Annotated in this window: 16 protein-coding genes; 5 read left to right on the top strand and 11 right to left on the bottom strand. The window is 72.1% G+C overall.

Annotated features, from left to right (window positions below; translation table 11 throughout):
* Nucleotides 1-74: 74 nt before the first annotated feature.
* Both ACZ7MF_RS28770 and bldG read right to left on the bottom strand, forming a co-directional pair.
* On the bottom strand, nt 75-506 hold the full coding sequence (locus ACZ7MF_RS28770) for an ATP-binding protein (protein ID WP_164419823.1): 432 nt from the start codon (nt 504-506) through the stop codon (nt 75-77).
* A 110-nt stretch (nt 507-616) separates the two neighbouring features.
* Nucleotides 617-958: an anti-sigma factor antagonist BldG gene (bldG, locus tag ACZ7MF_RS28765; protein WP_003975386.1), complete on the bottom strand. Its 342-nt coding sequence runs from the start codon at nt 956-958 to the stop codon at nt 617-619.
* Between the two features lie 82 nt (nt 959-1,040).
* Between bldG and ACZ7MF_RS28760 the strand changes: the two genes are divergently transcribed.
* A complete protein-coding gene (locus ACZ7MF_RS28760) occupies nt 1,041-3,515 on the top strand; it encodes a DEAD/DEAH box helicase (RefSeq protein WP_471480972.1) in 2,475 nt (824 codons plus the stop codon).
* Here ACZ7MF_RS28760 and ACZ7MF_RS28755 read toward each other — a convergent pair.
* The 7 genes from ACZ7MF_RS28755 to ssd form a co-directional block, all read right to left on the bottom strand.
* Complete coding sequence (locus ACZ7MF_RS28755) at nt 3,460-3,897, bottom strand: Rv3654c family TadE-like protein (protein WP_471480970.1); 438 nt, start codon at nt 3,895-3,897, stop codon at nt 3,460-3,462. The two genes, ACZ7MF_RS28760 and ACZ7MF_RS28755, sit on opposite strands and share 56 nt — an antisense overlap.
* Before the next feature lie 116 nt (nt 3,898-4,013).
* On the bottom strand, nt 4,014-4,487 hold the full coding sequence (locus ACZ7MF_RS28750) for a TadE family type IV pilus minor pilin (protein ID WP_471480968.1): 474 nt from the start codon (nt 4,485-4,487) through the stop codon (nt 4,014-4,016).
* On the bottom strand, nt 4,474-4,701 hold the full coding sequence (locus ACZ7MF_RS28745; protein WP_356859694.1) for a DUF4244 domain-containing protein: 228 nt from the start codon (nt 4,699-4,701) through the stop codon (nt 4,474-4,476). Before ACZ7MF_RS28745 ends, ACZ7MF_RS28750 begins: the two co-directional genes overlap by 14 nt.
* 80 nt (nt 4,702-4,781) lie before the next feature.
* Complete coding sequence (locus ACZ7MF_RS28740) at nt 4,782-5,585, bottom strand: type II secretion system F family protein (protein WP_471480966.1); 804 nt, start codon at nt 5,583-5,585, stop codon at nt 4,782-4,784.
* On the bottom strand, nt 5,582-6,499 hold the full coding sequence (locus tag ACZ7MF_RS28735) for a type II secretion system F family protein (protein WP_471481218.1): 918 nt from the start codon (nt 6,497-6,499) through the stop codon (nt 5,582-5,584). The genes ACZ7MF_RS28740 and ACZ7MF_RS28735 overlap by 4 nt, the downstream gene beginning before the upstream one ends.
* Nucleotides 6,500-6,534: 35 nt before the next feature.
* Entirely contained in the window at nt 6,535-7,707 is a 1,173-nt protein-coding gene (locus tag ACZ7MF_RS28730; protein WP_471480965.1) for a TadA family conjugal transfer-associated ATPase, read from the bottom strand.
* Between the two features lie 314 nt (nt 7,708-8,021).
* A complete protein-coding gene (ssd, locus tag ACZ7MF_RS28725) occupies nt 8,022-9,221 on the bottom strand; it encodes a septum site-determining protein Ssd (protein WP_471480963.1) in 1,200 nt (399 codons plus the stop codon).
* A gap of 612 nt (nt 9,222-9,833) precedes the next feature.
* On the opposite strand from ssd, the gene ACZ7MF_RS28720 reads away from it, so the two are divergent.
* On the top strand, nt 9,834-10,691 hold the full coding sequence (locus tag ACZ7MF_RS28720; protein ID WP_471480961.1) for an HAD family hydrolase: 858 nt from the start codon (nt 9,834-9,836) through the stop codon (nt 10,689-10,691).
* A gap of 318 nt (nt 10,692-11,009) precedes the next feature.
* Here the strand turns inward: ACZ7MF_RS28720 and ACZ7MF_RS28715 are convergent, their stop codons facing one another.
* A complete protein-coding gene (locus ACZ7MF_RS28715; RefSeq protein WP_471480959.1) occupies nt 11,010-11,834 on the bottom strand; it encodes a Fic family protein in 825 nt (274 codons plus the stop codon).
* 111 nt (nt 11,835-11,945) lie between these two features.
* Here ACZ7MF_RS28715 and ACZ7MF_RS28710 point away from each other — a divergent pair, with 111 nt between their 5' ends.
* Nucleotides 11,946-12,926, top strand: coding sequence for an ATP-binding protein (locus tag ACZ7MF_RS28710; RefSeq protein WP_471480957.1), 981 nt, complete (start codon nt 11,946-11,948; stop codon nt 12,924-12,926).
* Nucleotides 12,927-12,975: 49 nt separating this feature from the next.
* Here ACZ7MF_RS28710 and ACZ7MF_RS28705 read toward each other — a convergent pair whose 3' ends face one another.
* Nucleotides 12,976-14,271: a polysaccharide deacetylase family protein gene (locus tag ACZ7MF_RS28705; RefSeq protein WP_471480955.1), complete on the bottom strand. Its 1,296-nt coding sequence runs from the start codon at nt 14,269-14,271 to the stop codon at nt 12,976-12,978.
* A gap of 255 nt (nt 14,272-14,526) precedes the next feature.
* On the opposite strand from ACZ7MF_RS28705, the gene ACZ7MF_RS28700 reads away from it, so the two are divergent.
* Together ACZ7MF_RS28700 and acs are read left to right on the top strand one after the other, a co-directional pair.
* Nucleotides 14,527-17,022 carry a SulP family inorganic anion transporter gene (locus tag ACZ7MF_RS28700; protein WP_471480953.1) on the top strand — a complete coding sequence of 832 codons (2,496 nt, stop codon included), beginning with the start codon at nt 14,527-14,529 and terminating at the stop codon, nt 17,020-17,022.
* Nucleotides 17,023-17,299: 277 nt separating this feature from the next.
* Nucleotides 17,300-19,255: an acetate--CoA ligase gene (acs, locus tag ACZ7MF_RS28695; RefSeq protein WP_471480951.1), complete on the top strand. Its 1,956-nt coding sequence runs from the start codon at nt 17,300-17,302 to the stop codon at nt 19,253-19,255.
* Nucleotides 19,256-19,286 lie beyond the last annotated feature (31 nt).

Raw genomic sequence — 19,286 nt, 5'->3', positions numbered from 1 at the left:
AAGGGCCCCACCAGGTGGGGCCCTCCGGGTGACACAGGGGTGAATGCGTGAGTCGGGCGGGGTGACGCGGGGGATCAGATCGGCGGCAGCACCGCCGGCGCGGTGGGCCAGGTCATGCGGATGAGTCCGCCGTCCTCGCCCGCCGAGACCTCCACGTCGTCGACGAGTCCGCTGATGACCGCGAGACCCATCTCGTCCTCCTCGGCCTCCAGCTCGTCGGCGGCGTCCCCCGAGGTCTTGACCCCGGGGACCGCGTGCGGCGCCTCGTCACCGACCTCGATGGAGAACTGCTTCTCCTCCTCGATCAGCGACACCTTGACCGGCGCCGTGATGCCGACGTGCTGATGCAGCCCCACGGCTCGGGTGCAGGCCTCGCCGACGGCGAGCCTGACCTCGTCGAGGACGGCCTCGTCCACTCCGGCCCTGCGCGCCACCGCGGCCGCCACCAGACGGGCGGTGCGGACGTGCTCGGGCAGCGCGCTGAAACGGAGTTCGACGGTGGCCATGCATCCCCCTCGGAACTGCGGGCGTGCTTTCGAGGGTCCGGGCCGCCGACAGCCCGGACCCCCCTCGTTCTACTTGCTGTCCCGGGCCCCAAGAGGCCCGGGACCGGTCGTCAGTCGGTGGCCGCCACCGCTTCCTCGACCGAGGTGTGAATGGGGAACACCTTGGTGAGGCCGGTGATACGGAAGATCTTGAGAATGCGCTCCTGGTTGCAGACCAGCCGCAGCGAGCCCTCATGGGCACGCACCCGCTTCAGTCCACCCACCAGCACGCCGAGCCCCGTGGAGTCGAGGAAGTCCACGCCCTCCATGTCGACGACGAGGTGGAAACTCCCGTCGTTCACGAGCTCGACCAGCTGCTCACGCAGCTTGGGCGCGGTGTATACGTCAATTTCGCCACCGACCTCGACGACCGTACGATCGCCGACGGTACGGGTCGACAGGGACAGGTCCACGGATCCTCCAGCACCTTGCTATCGAGCGGTCGTCCCTCGGGACACCTCGGCTTGAAGCCCCCAGGACGGTTCGCCAGCCGCGATGGCATTCAATCACTTACCGGCAGGCGTGCACGACGCCTTGGTCCCATTGTCCGTCACGCCAGTGACAGACTCGGTGCCGATGGCCAAGAATCACCGACCCGATCGATCCCCGGCGGAGCCCGGCTCCCGGCCGGAACCGGGCATGCTCCTGGACCGGCTCGCCGCGGGACCGAGCCGGGCTGCGCGCATCACTCATACGGAGCACTTGCCCCCGCGTGCGGGCCGTCATGCCGTCTGGCCGGACCGGATTCGGCCGGAGGTCCTGGCGGCGCTACGGGCCGCGGGCATCGAACACCCCTGGGCCCACCAGGCACGCGTGGCCGAGCACGCCCTGGACGGGGACTCGGTGGTCGTCGCCACCGGCACCGCGTCGGGCAAGTCCCTGGCCTATCTGGTGCCCGTCCTGTCGACCCTCGTGGACGGCTCCGAGGCGCCCAACGGGCGCGGCGCCACGACCCTCTACCTGGCCCCCACCAAGGCGCTGGCGGCCGACCAGTGCCGGTCGGTGAAGGAACTTTCACAACCTCTCGGGACTTCCGTGCGGGCCGCGGTCTACGACGGCGACACGCCGTTCGAGGAACGCGAGTGGATCCGCCAGTACGGAACGTACGTCCTGACCAACCCGGACATGCTGCACCGAGGCATCCTGCCCTCCCATCCCCGCTGGTCGTCGTTCCTGAAGGCACTGAAGTACGTCGTCATCGACGAGTGCCACACCTACCGGGGCGTCTTCGGCTCCCACGTCGCCCAGGTGCTGCGCAGGCTGCGCAGACTGTGTGCGCGCTACGGCGCGTCGCCCGTGTTCCTGCTCGCCTCCGCCACCGCCGCCGAACCCTCGGTGGCGGCCCGCCGGCTCACCGGACTCCCGGTGATCGAGGTCGCCGACGACGCGTCACCCCGTGGTGAACTGGTGTTCGCCCTCTGGGAGCCGCCGCTGACCGAACTGGAGGGCGAGAAGGGCGCACCGGTCCGCCGCACGGCCACCGCGGAAGCCGCCGACCTGCTCACCGACCTCACGGTGCAGGGCATGCGCTCGATCACCTTCGTCCGCTCCCGGCGTGGCGCGGAGCTGATCTCGGTGATCGCTCAGGAACGTCTGGCCGAGGTCGACCGCTCCCTGGCCGGGCGCGTGGCGGCGTACCGCGGCGGTTACCTCCCCGAGGAGCGCCGTGCCCTGGAACGTGCCCTGCACTCCGGCGACCTCCTCGGCCTCGCGGCGACGAACGCCCTGGAACTCGGCCTCGACATCTCCGGCCTGGACGCCGTGGTGATCGCCGGATACCCGGGGACGCGGGCCTCGCTGTGGCAGCAGGCGGGCCGGGCGGGGCGGGCCGGACAGGGGGCACTGGCCGTGCTGGTCGCCCGTGACGACCCGCTGGACACCTTCCTCGTCCACCACCCGGAGGCCCTCTTCGACCAGCCGGTCGAGTCCACCGTCCTCGACCCGGACAACCCGTACGTCCTCGCCCCCCACCTGTGCGCGGCGGCGGCGGAACTGCCCCTGACCGAGGAGGACCTGAAGCTCTTCGGCCCCGCCTGCGAGGAGCTGCTGCCCCAGCTGGAGGCGGCGAAGCTGCTGCGCCGGCGGACCCGGGCCTGGCACTGGACCCGCCGCGAGCGGGCCGCCGACCTGACGGACATCCGCGGCGAGGGCGGACGTCCGGTCCAGGTCGTCGAGGAGGGCACGGGACGGCTGCTGGGCACCGTGGACGCCGGTGCCGCCCACACGGCCGTCCACGAGGGCGCCGTGCACCTGCACCAGGGGCGCACGTACCTCGTCCGCTCCCTGGACCTGGAGGACTCCGTCGCGCTGGTCGAGCAGGCCACCCCCGCCTACTCGACGGTGGCCCGCGACACCACGGCGATCTCGGTCCTGGAGACCGACGTCGAGGTCCCCTGGGGCGACGGGCGCCTCTGCTACGGCTCCGTCGAGGTCACCAACCAGGTGGTCTCCTTCCTGCGCCGGCGCCTGATCACCGGCGAGGTCCTGGGCGAGACGAAGCTCGACCTCCCTCCTCGTACGCTGCGCACCCGCGCGGTGTGGTGGACGGTCACCGAGGACCAGTTGGACACGGCCCGGATCAACCCGGAGATCCTCGGCGGGGCCCTGCACGCCGCCGAACACGCGTCGATCGGCATGCTGCCCCTGTTCGCGACCTGCGACCGCTGGGACATCGGCGGCGTGTCGGTCCCCCTGCACCCGGACACGCTGCTGCCGACGGTCTTCGTGTACGACGGCCACCCCGGCGGCGCGGGCTTCGCCGAGCGGGCCTTCCACACGGCCCGCGACTGGCTCACCGCAACGCGCGAAGCCATCGCCTCGTGCGAGTGCGACGCGGGCTGTCCGTCCTGCATCCAGTCCCCCAAGTGCGGCAACGGCAACGATCCGCTGCACAAGCGGGGAGCGGTACGGCTCCTCACGGTGCTGCTGCGGGGGGCGGCGGAGGCAGGACAGGCGGGCCAGCCGGGGTAGGCGGGAGGGGCCGTGCGGAGGGCGGGGGCGGTGCGGGCGCGGGCGCTTCGAACGGGGCGGGGCCCGCCCTCGCCCGGACCTCCACCGTGAACGGCCCTCTGCCCGACGCCGCCGTCACGTCCGAGATCTGCCCGGTGAGCACGCAGCGCACCAACCGCACCTCCTGCGCCCGCGCGACCCGCCCCGCCCTTTCGCAGGCCGCGGTGGCGCCCTGCGCCCAGTCGTCCGCCGCGGCGAGCGCCGCCAGATCGGCGCCGCCCGCCGCGCGGTGCCGGGCGACGACGGCCTGCCCCAGGGCCAGCACGATGCCGAACACGAAACACAGAACGGCGATGGCGGCAACACTCCACACGGTCGCCGACCCCTGGTCGGAGGTATTCATGGCTCGGCTTCCACCGGCACCGTCCCTCGCGGCGCCGTCCTCACCGGTTCCGCCCCTCACGGCTCCGCCTCCACCGGTTCGGCCCCTCAAGGCTCGACCCCCACCCGTTCGGTCCCTCACCTTTCGGCCCTCGCCGGTTCCGCCGCCGTCGGCTCCGTCCCCACCGTCTGCTCCACCGAAGCCACGGCTTCCTCCCGTACTTCGAACGGCAGGCCGTGCAGAGCCGGTGGCTCGGCCACCACGACCACACGGACCAAACCCGCCTCCCGGCTCACCGTGACCCGCGCGCCGCGTGGTGCCGCCGCACGGGCGAGCTCCACGACCGCGTCTTCCGGGTCCTGCCGTGCCGCCGCGCGGGCCCCCGCCCGGGCCGCGTCCACGCACTGGATCTGAGCGGCCACCACGAGCAGCCCCCACACCAGCGCCATCGCGAACACCACCAGCACGGGAAGCACCACGGCGGCCTCCGCCGTCACGAATCCGCTGTCCGGCCCCGTGCTCGCCCCGGCGTCCGGTGCGCCGCGCAGGCGGCGTCCGCACGCACCGCGGACCGGTGTCCCGGCTCTCACCGCCCTTTCACATCCGCGCATTGAGAGCCCCCTTCACGATGCCCTGCAACTCCGCGCTGACCGTGCCGCTCGTGACGACCTTGTACAGGACCACGGCGAAGGCGACCGCCGCGACGATCCCCATCGCGTACTCGGAGGTGACCATTCCGGTGTCCCGTCGCGCGGCCTGCCGGCGCACCGCCCCGAGTACTCCGCCCACCAGGGCACCCAGCCGTGCCCGCACCATCTGATACATCGCAACCCCCGTAAGGCTCGATTCCGTTGCTCGCTTGCTCATCCGTTGCTCGACCGCTGCTCGTCCGACGCCCCGATCCGTCAGCCACCACCTCCCCCGCGACCCAGCACCCCGCCGGCCAGTCCGATGACCACCGGCAGTACGCCCACCGCGATGAACGCGGGCAGAAAGCACAGCCCCACCGGCGCGGTGACCATGACGGCCGCTCGACGGGCCCGGACCGTCGTGGTGCGGGCCCAGTCGGCACGGGCCTGGGCGGCCAGGCGGGCGACCGGGCCCGCCGCGGGCAGGCCGGACACCTCGGCCCGCTCCAGCAGCCGCGCCAGCGGCACGGCCCCCGGGACGGCGGCCAACCCCCGCCAGGCACCATCCGGTTCGCCGCCGAGGCGCACCTCCGCGGCACCGTGCCCCAGCGCGCCCCCGACCGGTCCGCCCAGGGCCTCGCCGACCGCCCGCGCCGCCGCCACCGGACTCGCGCCCGCCGCGATGCAGGCCGCCAGCAGATCGGCCGCCAAAGGCAGTTGGCGGGCGGCTTGGGCGGCAGCAACCTCCGCCGCCTCCGTGCCCGCGGCCGAACGCCGGGCACTCCAACGCCACAGTGCGACCGCGCCCACCAGCCCCACCAGGACCCCGACCACACCGCCGACCAGGGCCCAACCGGCGCCCACCGTGCCGGCCAGCGGCAGCCACGGGCGCAGGGTGCTCAGCGCTTCGGCGCGTCGCGCGGCACAGCGGACCGGCGCCGGCCGCGGTGCCAGTAGGCCCCCGAGCCGCCTGCGCAGCGCCCGGCCCCGCCGCGCGGCTCCGAGGCCCCGCGTCAGCCAGCCGACGACCAGCACCATCGCCATGGCTGCGCCCAGCCTGTGGACAACGTCGCCGTTCACGAAGTCGCCTCCGCTCCGCGCACGATCCGCGTCACCCACCACACGCCCAGGCTCTCCAGAACCCCGCCTGCCAGCAGACAGCCCACCCCGGCACCGGTGTGCAGCAGCACGTGCAGGGGATCGGACCCGAGAGCGACGCCGAGCAGGAGACCCAGGACCGGAAGGCCGGCGAGCATCACGGCGGTGGCCCGGGCGCCGGCCAATTGGGCGCGCAGGTCCGAGCGCTGGTCGCGCTCGGCGCGCAGCGCGCCCTCCAGCCGGTCGAGACCGGCCGCGAGCCCCGCGCCCTGGTCGACCGCGACCCGCCAGCACGCCGCGAGCCCGCGCAGTCCCTCGGCGCCGGGCTGCCCGGCCGCCCACGCCAGCGCGCCGGGGACGTCCCCGCCGAACCGGGCCGCCGCAAGCACCGCCGCCTGCGCCTCACCGAGCCCGCCGGAGTCGTGCGCGGCGCACAGGAGCGCATCGCCCGGTTGCCGCCCCGCCCGCACCTCCCCGGCGAGCGTCCCGCACAGGGCGATCACCTCGTCCTGCCGACGCTCCCTGGCCCGCCGCTCCCGACCGGCCAGCCGCGTCCGCCGCAGCACCGGCACTCCGGCCGCCCCCGCGACGACCGGCAGCACCGAGGTGCCCAGGATCGCCAGCAACAGGCCGGCGGCCAGTGACCACCACTCGGGCCTCAGCCGGCCCCTCAGACGCCGTAACCCGTCCGTCATCCGACGCGCCGCGGGCGGCCCGGCAGCGCGCGTCCCACCAGAGCCGTCACTCCCACTCGGCCCACCGGTCGCGCGCGTCCGCCCTTCGGCGAGCACCGTCCGCGCTCGCCGTACGCCTGAGTGCCACCCTCCTGCCAACCAGGCGGCTGCTCCCAGGCACACCAGGATCGCGCCCGTCGACAGCTCGCCCGTCCCCGGCATGCCCGTCACCGGAGTGCCGGTCACCGTCATGCTCATCACCTCCGCGCCTCCCGTCCGACCGCCCGCTCGTCGATTCCCGTGCCGCGCAACAGCTCCCGCAGCCGCTGCCAACCGCGTTCGGCCACGAAGGCCTCCGCGCCCCATCGCAGCGCCGGTACCGTCCGCACCAGCCCCGACGGGTCCCGCTCCAGTACGTGCACCTCGGCGATCCGGCGCCGTCCCGCGCGGTCACGGACCAGGTGGAGGACCACCGAGAGGGCCGCCGCGAGCTGGCTGTGCAGAGCCGCACGGTTCAGGCCCGCGGTCGTGCCGAGCGCCTCCAACCGCGCCGGTACGTCGGCGGCGGCATTGGCGTGCACCGTCCCGCACCCGCCTTCGTGGCCCGTGTTCAACGCGGCGAGCAGATGGACCACTTCGGGACCTCGCACCTCACCCACGACCAGCCGGTCCGGCCGCATGCGCAGCGCCTGGCGCACCAGGTCCTCCAGGGTGACCAGACCGGCACCCTCCTGATTCGCCGGTCTGGTCTCCAGACGGACGACGTGCGGATGGTCGGGTCGCAGTTCCGCCGAGTCCTCGGCCAGCACGATGCGCTCGTCCGGTCCGACCAGTCCGAGCAGGGCGCTGAGCAGCGTCGTCTTGCCACTGCCGGTACCGCCGCTGACGAGGAAGGACAGCCGGGCCCGCAGCAGGGCGCGCAGCACGCGGTCACCGCCGGGCGGCACGGTGCCCGCCGCCGCCAACTCGTCGAGGGTGAAGGCGCGTGGCCGTACCACCCGCAGTGCGAGGCAGGTGCAGTCGACGGCGACCGGTGGCAGCACCGCGTGCAGCCGGGTGCCGTCGGGCAGCCTGGCGTCCACCCAGGGCCGTGCGTCGTCGAGCCGGCGCCCAGCGACGGTCGCGAGGCGCTGCGCGAGCCGCCGCACCGCCGCCGCGTCACGGAAGGAAACCGGCGCCAGCTCCAGGCCGCCGCCCCGGTCCACCCAGACCCGGTCCGGGGCGGACACCAGCACGTCGGTCACCGAGGGGTCGGCGAGCAGCGGCTCGAGTGGTCCGCTGCCGACCAGTTCCGACCTGAGCTGCTCTGCGGCACCGAGGATCTCGGCGTCCCCGAGCACCCGCCCCTGCTCCCGCAGTGCCTGCGCCACTCGCGCGGGCGTCGGCTCCGCCCCGCTCGCGGCGAGCCACCGCCGCACCCCGTCGAGCATCCCGGGGGCGGCACCGAGGCCGTTCTGCGCGACGGGCGCCGGAGACCGCAGGGAGCCCTGCGCCTGCGTCCGCGCCGGCCCTGAAGCCGGCGCCGTTGCCGTAGGCGTTCCGTCGGACTGCCGGACCACCCAGCCCGGAACCGCCCGCGTGTTCAGTCCGTCAGGTGTCCCTTGGGTCCCAAGAGCCCGACGGCCCGTTCCCTCCCCCTCAGCCGCCCCCGCGGGCTTCCCCTGAATTCCGACCTGCTCCACCGCAGCCGACATGTCGATCTCGACCCCCCTTCCACCACTCACCACCGACCCGGTCACGCCCCTCACGAGCCGCTCCCGCCCCGCCCGTCCGTCTCCGCCAGCGCCCGTTCCCAGAAGCCCCGGCAGAAGCGCGCCAGCGGGCCGCGGGTGGGTGTGCCCGGGGGGCGTCTGCTCTCCGTGGCCCGCAGCAGGCCGGACTCGACCGGCACTTCGCCGGCCAGGGGAAGGCCGAGGAGCCGGGCCACTTCACGGTCGTCGAGTCCGGAGCCGTAGGGTCCGCGCACCGCGACCCGGAGGTCGCGCAGAACCATGCCCGCCGCGGCCGCCACCCGGCCCGCCGCCGCGACGGCCCGCAGCTCGGCGGGGACGACGAGGAGCCCGATGTCGAGCTGTGCGAGGACCTCGGCGACCCCGTCGTCGATCCGGCGGGGCAGGTCGACGACGACCGTGCCGCCCCTTCGCCGGGCCGCCGCGAGCACCGCGCGAACGGCCTGCGGCGGTACCGCGACGCAGTCGCCCCGGTCCCAGCTGAGCACCCGTAGCGAATGCAGCCGGGGCAGCGACTCCTCCAGGGCGCCGCCGCCGACCCGCCCTCGCGAGGCCGCGAATGCCGGCCACCTCAGTCCCTCGGCCGTCTCGCCGCCGAGGAGGACGTCGAGGCCGCCGCCCAGGGGATCGGCGTCCACCAGGAGACTGCGCAGCCCCTCCCGCGCGGAGGTGACGGCGAGCGCGCAGGCCAGTGTGGACGCTCCGGCGCCGCCCCGGCCGCCGATGACGCCGACGGTGAGGGCCGGACGGCCGACGCCCTCGGCGACGTCGGCGATGCGGTCGACCAGCCACTGCTCACCGTCGGGCAGCATCAGAACGTGGTCGGCGCCGATCTCGACGGCCCGCTGCCAGATCCCCGAGTCGTCCTGGTCACGGCCCACGAGGACCACTCCCCGTCTCCGCACCGCTCCCCGGACCCGCCGCGCCGCGTCGTCCCCGACGAGGACCAGGGGCGCGGTCTCCCATCCGGTCCGCCTCCCGGCCGCCGGGGGTGCGGGCGACGCCGAGGAAGCCGCCGCAGTCAGCGCCGAAGGCATCGGAGGAGGCGAAGGCGGCGTCACGGGTACCGAATGGTGCACCTCCGGCGTGGCACCCGCGGCCGCGCACAGGCGCAGCAGGTCGTCGAGGAGCTCCGTGTCCTCGGTGACGATCAGGGGTCCGCTCTGCCGCCCTCCGGCGGTGGGCGGCGGGTCGTGCGTGATCGTTCCGGTCATGGTCTTTCCCCCTTCGGCGCGGCCCCCTCGGCCGCGCCCCGCGTCTCGTGGTCTCTCGCGCAGCCCCCGCGGCCCCGCGATTTGCGGCCGCGTGAAGAACCGGAAAGCGGTCCCCGCACGAGCGGCCCACATCACGCGTCCGGCAAACAGATCCGGCCATGGAACTCGGCACGGCCCGGACGCATGGGAATCACGGTGCAGCGATCCGGGAAATCGTGTGGATCTTGGTCAAAAACTGTGGACAACTCGATGGTTGTGAATATCGACTCACTCGAACCGGTGAGCCTCCTCCAGCCCCGCTCCGCCCCGCGTGCGACTGCCGCAGAGCAGTCCAGCCATTACGTTGCGTAGCGGATCGTGGTCGCGACAACGCCTGGGCCCCGCGCCGCAACGGCACGGGGCCCAGATCGTAAGAAGAACGGAAAACCCACCCGGACATGCGACGACCCCCGCCGGGGGGGAGAGCGGGGGTCGTCTCCACGGCCGACTCGGGGGGGGGAGGAGTCGGACCGGGTTAGCACGGTCGCGAACGATCCGTGACTTCCATGGTGTACCCGAGAGCCTTCTCAGGCAAACCCACGCGCCCCAGCTTACGCCGAATGGGCTGCGCCTATGCTCAGGGTTGTGGAAAACCACTCCTCGCCCCACTCCGCGTCTCACTCCATGCCCCGCACTGCGGCCTTCTTCGACCTGGACAAGACGGTCATTGCGAAGTCGAGCACGCTCACGTTCAGCAAGTCGTTCTACCAAGGCGGGCTGATCAACCGCAGGGCCGTGTTGCGTACCGCATATGCCCAGTTCGTGTTCCTCGCCGGCGGAGCCGACCACGACCAGATGGAGCGGATGCGCGAGTACCTCTCCGCGCTGTGCCGCGGGTGGAACGTCCAGCTGGTCAAGGAACTCGTCGCCGAGACCCTGCACGACCTGATCGACCCGATCATCTACGACGAGGCGGCCTCCCTGATCGAGGAGCACCACACCGCCGGCCGCGACGTCGTGATCGTTTCGACGTCGGGCGCCGAGGTGGTCGAGCCGATCGGCGAGCTGCTCGGCGCGGACCGGGTGGTGGCGACCCGCATGATCGTGGGTGATGACGGCTGCTTCACCGGAGAGGTGGAGTACTACGCGTACGGCCCGACCAAGGCGGAGGCGATCCGGGAGCTGGCCGGGTCCGAGGGGTACGACCTGTCCCGCTGCTACGCCTACAGCGACTCGGCGACCGACCTGCCGATGCTGGAGGCCGTCGGCCGCCCCCACGCGGTCAACCCGGACCGGGCGCTGCGCCGGGAAGCCCTCGCGCGCGAGTGGCCGATTCTGGATTTCCATCGCCCGGTGCGGCTCAAGCAGCGGCTCGGGGGGTTCTCCGTGCCCCCGCGGCCCGCGCTCGTCGCCGCCGCCGCGATCGGCGCCGCGGCAGCGACCGCGGGTCTCGTCTGGTACGCGAGCCGACGACGGTCCACGGCGGCCTGACCGGTCCTTTCACCCGCGTATGACCGCAAAAGTAAAGAAGTGCGGCGAGTACTTCCGCTTGCTCGGGACCGGTAGTACAAAGGACTCAACGGCCCGCGAGACCAAGGACATCCGAAAGGATCACCTTAAACACGCATTTGGCCCCACGGACCGAGCATGGACACCGGGCACCCACGCGACGTCGACCCGTCGATTACGGGCCAGCCGCACCAGGTCACGGGCGAAGTTCCCGGCCTGATGGGCACATATCGAGGACGCTTGGTAACCGGGTGGTCATGCCAGCGGCGGTACGGACACTCGTACCGCCGCATTTCTGTACTACGCCGCCCCGCGCTGGAGCGCCTCGCACACCGCCGTCGACTCGCGGGCACCCAGCGCGACGGCCTTGCCGCAGTGGGCGATCCAGGCGGCCATGCCCTCCGCGGTCCCGGACACGTAGCCGTCCAGCGCCGCCAGGTAGGCCGCCCGCCCCAGCTCGGCGTGACCGACCTCGGCCGGGCACACCGACTTGGGGTCCAGCCCGCTGCCGACCAGGACGATGCGCTCCGCCGCACGCGCGACCAGACCGTTGTCGGAGGTGAAGGGACGCAGCGCCAGCAGTTCCCCGTGCACCACCGCAGCCGTCACCAGCGCCGGTGCGGAACCGCCGGCCGCGACCAGCGCGGCCAGGCCGTCCAGCCGGCCGTGCGCCTCCTCGGCGTCGGGCAGCGGCAGCTCGACGAGCGGTTCGTCCACCGGCTCGCCGTCCTGGCGGGGCCGTCCCACCTCGTCGGCCTTGTCCGCGGCCGCCACCAGGTGCAGCCGGGCGAGCACGCGCAGCGGCGACTGTCGCCAGATGGACAGCAGCTGCCCCGCCTCGGCGGTCAGCCGCAACGCGGCGCCCACCGCGCGCGCTTCGGCATCGCCACTGAAGTCGCTGCGCCGGCGCACCTCCTCCAGGGCCCAGTCCGCCCCGGACAGCGCCGCCGAACCCCGGGCGCCGCGCAGTGCCGCCTCGGAGGTGATCTCGTTGCTGCGGCGCCGCATGATCCGGTGGCCGTAGACACGGTCCACGGCCTTGCGTACGGACTCCACGGACTCGGCCACGCCGGGCAGGGCGCCCAGGGCCGCGAGCGGATCGGCGTTCGCGCCTGTCGTACTCATGAGTAAGACCCTACGCAACCCGGCACCGTGCCCCACGAATGAGTGGTCTTCTTCACCCCCGACCCACCTCGTATGCCACCTACAGCTATCGAGCCACTACGCTTGGTGAACATGAAAATTGCTTTCGTCGGGAAGGGCGGCAGCGGCAAGACCACCCTGTCCTCCCTGTTCGTCCGCCACCTCGCCGCCACCGGCGCACCCGTCGTCGCGATCGACGCCGACATCAACCAGCACCTGGGGGCAGCGCTGGGTCTCGACGACGCGGAGGCGGCCGGGCTGCCCGCGATGGGCGAGCACCTTTCGCTGATCAAGGACCATCTGCGCGGCACCAACCCGCGCATCGCCTCCACCGAGAAGATGATCAAGACGACGCCGCCCGGCGGGGGCTCGCGCCTGCTGCGCGTGCGGGAGGACAACCCGGTCTACGACGCCTGCGCCCGGCCGGTGGAACTCGACGGCGGGACCGTCCGTTTGATGGTCACGGGGCCTTTCACGGACTCCGACCTGGGGGTCGCCTGCTACCACTCCAAGACCGGAGCGGTGGAGCTGTGCCTGAACCACCTGGTCGACGCGCGTGACGAGTACATCGTGGTGGACATGACCGCCGGCTCGGACTCGTTCGCCTCCGGCATGTTCACCCGCTTCGACATCACGTTCCTCGTCGCCGAGCCGACCCGCAAGGGTGTCTCCGTCTACCGCCAGTACAAGGAGTACGCCCGCGACTTCGGCGTCACCCTGAAGGTCGTCGGCAACAAGGTGCAGGGGCAGGACGACCTCGACTTCCTGCGCGACCAGGTCGGGGACGACCTGCTGGTCACCGTCGGGCACTCGGACTGGGTGCGCGCCATGGAGAAGGGCCGCCCGCCCCGGTTCGAGCTCCTGGAGGAGACCAACGGCCGGGCGCTGCGCGCGCTGCACACGGCCGTCGACGCGACGTACGAGCTGCGGGACTGGGCGCGATACACCCAGCAGATGGTCCACTTCCATCTGAAGAACGCCCACAGTTGGGGCAACGAGCGCACCGGGGACGACCTGGCGGCGCAGGTCGACCCCGGCTTCGTCCTCGGCGAGGAGGTCGCCGCCCCCGCGTGACCCGCCGGTCACCGCGTCCTCGCACCCCGGAGCGGCCGGCGGCCCGGCCCTACTGCTTGGCGGCCGGCGCCCCGGGCACTCCCTTGGGCGCCGGTGCGGGCGCGGCCGACAGGAAGGACGCCCAGCCCTTCTTCGGAGCCTCACCGACGCCGAGGGTGCGCAGCTTCTTCAGGACCTTGGGGTCCTGGGCGTCCAGCCAGTCGGCGAGCTGCCGGAAGGAGACACAGCGCACCTCCTCCTTGGTGCACACCGTCTCGACGACCTCCTCCACGGCGCGCATGTAGGTGCCGCCGTTCCAGGACTCGAAGTGGTTGCCGATGATCAGCGGCGCGCGGTTCCCGTCGTAGGCCCGCTCGAAGCCCTTGAGCAGGCTGTCACGCATCTGGTCGCCCCAGAACTCGCGCTTGGCGGGGTCGCCCTGGGTGGCGGTCCCCGACTGGTTGACCATGTAGTTGTAGTCCATGGTGAGCTGCTCGTAGGAGTGGCCGGGGAACGGCACGAGCTGCATCGACAGGTCCCACAGGCTTTCCTTCTTCGACGGCCAGACCTGGTTGTTCACGCCACTGCTGTCGTAGCGGAAGCCCATCTGGCTCGCCGCCTTCATGAAGTTCTTCTGACCCTCCAGACACGGGGTGCGGGCGCCGATCAGCTCCTTGTCGTAGTCGAAGGGCAGGGGCGCCGCGTTCTTCATCCCGGTGTTGGTCTTCCAGGTCTTCACGAACTGCTTGGCCTGGCTGATCTCTTCCTTCCACTCCTCGACGGACCACTCGCCGACCCCGCCGCCGGCGCCGCAGAAGTGCCCGTTGAAGTGGGTGCCGATCTCGTTGCCCTCCTGCCACGCCAGTCGCAGTTGCTTGACGGTGTCGGCGATGCCCTGCTCGTCGTTGAAGCCGATGTCGGAGCGGCCCGGGGAGTGCTGGGGCGGGTTGTACAGGTCCCGCTTCTCGGTCGGCAGCATGTACACGCCGCTCAGGAAATACGTCATGGTGGCGTTGTTCTCCTTGGCCACTTCACGGAAGTGGGAGAACAGCTTCTGGCTGTCCTCACCCGCGCCGTCCCACGAGAACACCACGAACTGCGGGGGCTTCTGGCCGGGCTTGAGGCGTTCGGGCCGGGGCAGGTGTGGCTGGGCCCCGGTGTACGCGGTGGAACCGTCACCGATCAGCCGGACCGCGTTCTTGGGCGCGGGTGCCGCTTTCCCCTTCTCCTTCTCCGGACCTTGCGTCCCTTCGCCGGAACCGGTGCCGTTGTCGATCGCGCAACCGGCCAGCGACGCGGCGCAGACCGCGGCGACCACGGCGCGCGCGGCCGTTTTGCGGGAGGCCATCCTGCGGGTGGCGGCCATGTCCGCCCACCTTCTTCCTTCTCTCGGGCCAACGCCGACTAGGCGATGTCGGGTGCTGAGCCGGGCCGTGCCGTCAGCGCCGTCAAGGTGACACGGAAATGAGAAGGAATTAGTACGACAAGCCGATGAAATAACTGATCCACTCGAATGCGCGGGGCGTTACTCCATTCGCGCTAAAAACCTATGCCTCTTCTTTACTCTGAATTACTCTCTATTTACTCGCTGTAATCGAACGGATTCTCAGGAGACGGGAACATGTCAGCCTGCGTCCCCGCCCGCGCCGATTCGGCCCGGACCAAGCACGTCCACCAACCCCACAGCCCGCCGCCAGACGGCCCCCGGCGCTTCCGCGTCGCGGGTGCCGACGTCTCGGCCGCGATCGCGGTCTTCCTGATCGCCCTCCCCCTCTCCCTGGGCATCGCCCTCGCCACCGGCGCCCCCCTCCAGGCCGGCCTCGTCGCCGCCGCGGTGGGCGGGATCGTCGCCGGCCGGATCGGCGGCTGTCCCCTCCAGGTCAGCGGCCCCGCCGCCGGGCTCACCGTGGTCACCGCCGACCTCATCCAGCACTACGGATGGCGTACGACCTGCGCCATCACCGTTCTCGCCGGCATCGCCCAACTCGGCCTGGGCTGCCTGCGCGTGGCGCGCTCGGCACTCGCCGTGAGCCCCGCCATCGTGCACGGCATGCTCGCCGGCATCGGCGTCACCATCGCCGTCGCCCAGCTGCACATCGTCCTCGGCGGCACCCCCCAGAGCTCCGTGCCCGACAACCTGGTCGCGCTGCCCGCCCAGTTGGCGAACCTCCACCCCGCCGACCTGGCCGTGAGCGTGCTGACCCTGACTCTGCTGCTGCTCTGGCCCCGCGTCCCCGGCCGGCTGGGCCAGGTCCTGGGCAAGCTGCCCGCCGCCCTGATCGCCGTCGCGGGTGCCACCGCGGTCGCCGCCCTCACCGAACTTCGCCTGCCCAAGGTCGACCTGCCGTCCTGGAGCAGCCACGCCCTGGCCTCGCTGCCCGACGGTCCGGTACTCGGTCTCGTCGCCGCCGTCCTCACCACCACGCTGGTGTGCAGCGTGCAGTCCCTGCTCGGCGCGGTCGCCGTCGACAAACTGGTCGCCGCCCGGCCCGCTCTGACCGGCCGCGTCAAGCGCTCCAACCTCGACCGGGAACTGCTCGGTCAGGGCGCCGCCAACATCGTTTCCGGATCGCTAGGCGGACTGCCCATCGCCGGTGTGGCCGTGCGCAGTTCCGCGAACGTGGCGGCGGGTGCCGTCAGCCGGAACTCCACGATGCTGCACGGCGTTCTCGTAGTGATCGCCGCACTGCTGATGGTCCCGGCCCTGGAGCTCATCCCGCTCGCCTCGCTCGCCGCCCTGGTCATGGCCGTCGGCCTCAAGATGGTCTCGCTCAACCACATCCGTACGGTGACCCGCCACCGTGAGGTGCTGGTCTACGCGGTCACCACCTGCGGCGTGGTGTTCCTCGGCGTCCTGGAGGGCGTCGCCCTGGGCATCGCCGTCGCCGTCGCCGTCGCCCTGCACCGTCTCACCCGCACCCGGATCACCCACGACGACACGGAGGGAGTCCATCACGTACACGTACGCGGCCAGTTGACCTTCCTCGCCGTGCCGCGGCTCAGCCGGGTCCTGCACCAGGTGCCCCAGGGAGCGGACGCCGTCGTCGAGCTGGACGGGTCGTTCATGGACCACGCGGCCTTCGAGACGCTGCAGGACTGGCAGAAGACGCACACCGCGCAGGGCGGCTCCGTCGACATCACCGGCCGCCGGCCCGGCACCCGGATCTCCGAACCGGCCGAGGAGGACGGCTGCCGCTGCCGTCCCTGGACGCCCTGGCGCAACCACCAGTGCGAACGCCCGTCGAAGGCCGCACCCACCGGCACGGACGGGCAGGCGGCCACCGACGCATCCCCCGGCGGGACCCTCGGCACCGCGACCGGCCCGAACGCCCCCTGCGCAAGAGGCGCAAGAGGCACAACAGGTGCGACAGGTCCAACAGGTGCGTCCGGTGCCGCCGACGGGCCCACCGGACACGAACTCGCCCGTGGCATCAGCGCGTTCCACCGCAACACCGGCCCGCTGATGCGCCGTGAGCTGGCCCGGCTGGCCCGCGAGGGACAGCAGCCCTCCCAGCTCTTCCTGACCTGCGCCGACTCGCGGGTGGTCACGTCGATGATCACCTCCAGCGGCCCCGGCGACCTCTTCGTGGTGCGCAACGTCGGCAACTTCGTGCCGCTGCCCGGCGAGGAGAGTGGCGACGACTCGGTGGCCGCGGCGATCGAGTACGCCGTGGACGTACTGAAGGTGCGGTCCATCACGGTGTGCGGGCACTCCGGGTGCGGGGCGATGCAAGCGCTGCTCGGCGCCGAACACGGGGGTGCGCGCACGCCCCTCCAGCGGTGGCTGCGGCACGGGCTGCCCAGCCTGGAGCGCGCCCTGCCGGGCGTGGACACGGACGAGCAGGAGCAGGAGCAGGGGCACGCGTCCGGTCGCGCCCGCCCCCGGCTGGCCGGGCGCGGGGCCGCCGACACGGCCGAGCGGCTGTGCCTGGCCAACGTGGTCCAGCAGCTCGAGCACCTGCGCGCCCACGACTCGGTGGCCCGCGCGCTGAGCGCCGGCGACCTGGAGCTGCACGGCATGTACTTCCACGTGGGCGAGGCCCAGTCGTACCTGCTGGCCGAGGACGCGGAAGGCGGCGTGTTCGAGCTGGTGCGGGAGACGAACCTGACCGCCTGACCGCCCGGGCCGACTTCCGAGCGGTCCCGGGAAGCCGCGGCGCGGGCGGGTGTGAGCGGCGTTACACACCCTGAACCCCGCGCCGTCGGCGTCCGTGGGTACGGGTGACCACGGACCCCAAAGCCACCGGACCACAAAGCCACGGAGGAGACACAGCAGGCAGGCAGCGACCCGAACAGGTCTAAACCATTTGCCCGTCGACCCTTGTCATCGGCCCCCCGGGTCTGATGAGCTGTGGCCTGGGACACAACGGACAACCCTGAGAAAGGGAGATGTCGTGAGCAACGAGAGCCTGGCCAACCTCTTGAGGGAGGAGCGACGCTTCGCGCCGCCCGCTGACCTGGCCGCAAGCGCCAACGTCACGGCGGAGGCGTACGAACAGGCCAAGGCTGACAGGCTCGGCTTCTGGGCCGAGCAGGCCCGCCGCCTGACCTGGGCGAAGGAGCCGACCGAGACGCTCGACTGGTCGAACCCGCCGTTCGCCAAGTGGTTCAAGGACGGCACGCTGAACGTCGCCTACAACTGCGTCGACCGCCACGTGGAGGCCGGCAACGGCGACCGCGTCGCCATCCACTTCGAGGGCGAGTCGGGCGACAGCCGCGCCATCACCTACGCCCAGCTCAAGGACGAGGTCTCCAAGGCCGCCAACGCCCTGCTGGAGCTGGGCGTGGCGAAGGGCGACCGGGTCGCGATCTACATGCCGATGATCCCCGAGACGGCGATCGCGATGCTGGCCTGTGCCCGTATCGGCGCCGCGCACTCGGTCGTCTTCGGCGGCTTCTCCTCGGACGCGCTGGCCACCCGTATCCAGGACGCCGACGCCCGCGTCGTCATCACCGCCGACGGCGGCTACCGGCGCGGCAAGCCGTCCGCGCTCAAGCCGGCCGTCGACGAGGCCGTCGAGCGCGCCGGGATCGTCGAGCACGTGCTCGTCGTCCGCCGCACCGGTCAGGACGTCGCCTGGGACGACTCCCGCGACAAGTGGTGGCACGAGACCGTCGACGGGCAGTCCGCCGAGCACACGCCCGAGGCGTTCGACGCCGAGCACCCGCTGTTCATCCTGTACACGTCCGGCACGACGGGTAAGCCCAAGGGCATCCTGCACACCTCCGGCGGCTACCTCACGCAGACGGCGTACACCCACTGGGCCGTCTTCGACCTCAAGCCGGAGACCGACGTCTTCTGGTGCACCGCCGACGTCGGCTGGGTCACCGGACACTCGTACATCGTCTACGGCCCGCTCGCCAACGGCGCGACGCAGGTCATGTACGAGGGCACCCCGGACACCCCGCACCAGGGCCGGTTCTGGGAGATCGTGCAGAAGTACGGCGTGACGATCCTGTACACGGCGCCCACCGCGATCCGCACGTTCATGAAGTGGGGCGACGACATCCCCGCGAAGTTCGACCTGTCCTCCCTGCGCGTCCTCGGCTCGGTCGGCGAGCCGATCAACCCCGAGGCGTGGATCTGGTACCGCAAGAACATCGGCGCGGACACCACCCCGGTCGTCGACACCTGGTGGCAGACCGAGACCGGCGCGATGATGATCACGCCGCTGCCGGGCGTCACGGAGGCCAAGCCGGGCTCCGCCCAGCGCCCGCTGCCCGGCATCTCCGCCACCGTCGTCGACGACGAGGCCAACGAGGTGCCCAACGGCGGGGGCGGCTACCTGGTGCTCACCGAGCCGTGGCCGTCGATGCTGCGCACCATCTGGGGCGACGACCAGCGGTTCATCGACACGTACTGGTCGCGCTTCGAGGGCAAGTACTTCGCGGGCGACGGCGCCAAGAAGGACGACGACGGCGACATCTGGCTGCTCGGCCGCGTCGACGACGTGATGCTCGTCTCCGGCCACAACATCTCCACCACCGAGGTCGAGTCGGCCCTCGTCTCCCACCCCTCGGTCGCCGAGGCGGCCGTGGTCGGCGCGACGGACGAGACGACCGGGCAGGCCATCGTGGCCTTCGTGATCCTGCGCGGCACCACCACGGAGAGCGAGGACCTGGTCGCCGAGCTGCGCAGCCACGTCGGTGCCACGCTCGGCCCGATCGCCAAGCCCAAGCGGATCCTGCCGGTCTCGGAGCTGCCGAAGACCCGCTCCGGCAAGATCATGCGGCGCCTGCTGCGAGACGTGGCGGAGAACCGCCAGGTCGGTGACGTCACGACGCTGGCGGACTCGACGGTCATGGATCTCATCCAGACGAAGCTCCCGGCCGCGCCCAGCGAGGACTGAGCGGGCCACACGCACACCGAGGGCACCCGGC

The sequence above is a fragment of the Streptomyces sp. NPDC111628 genome, from assembly GCF_055635195.1.
The sequence above is the reverse complement of the archived record's forward strand: the minus strand, read 5'-3'. Positions and strand labels throughout refer to the sequence as shown.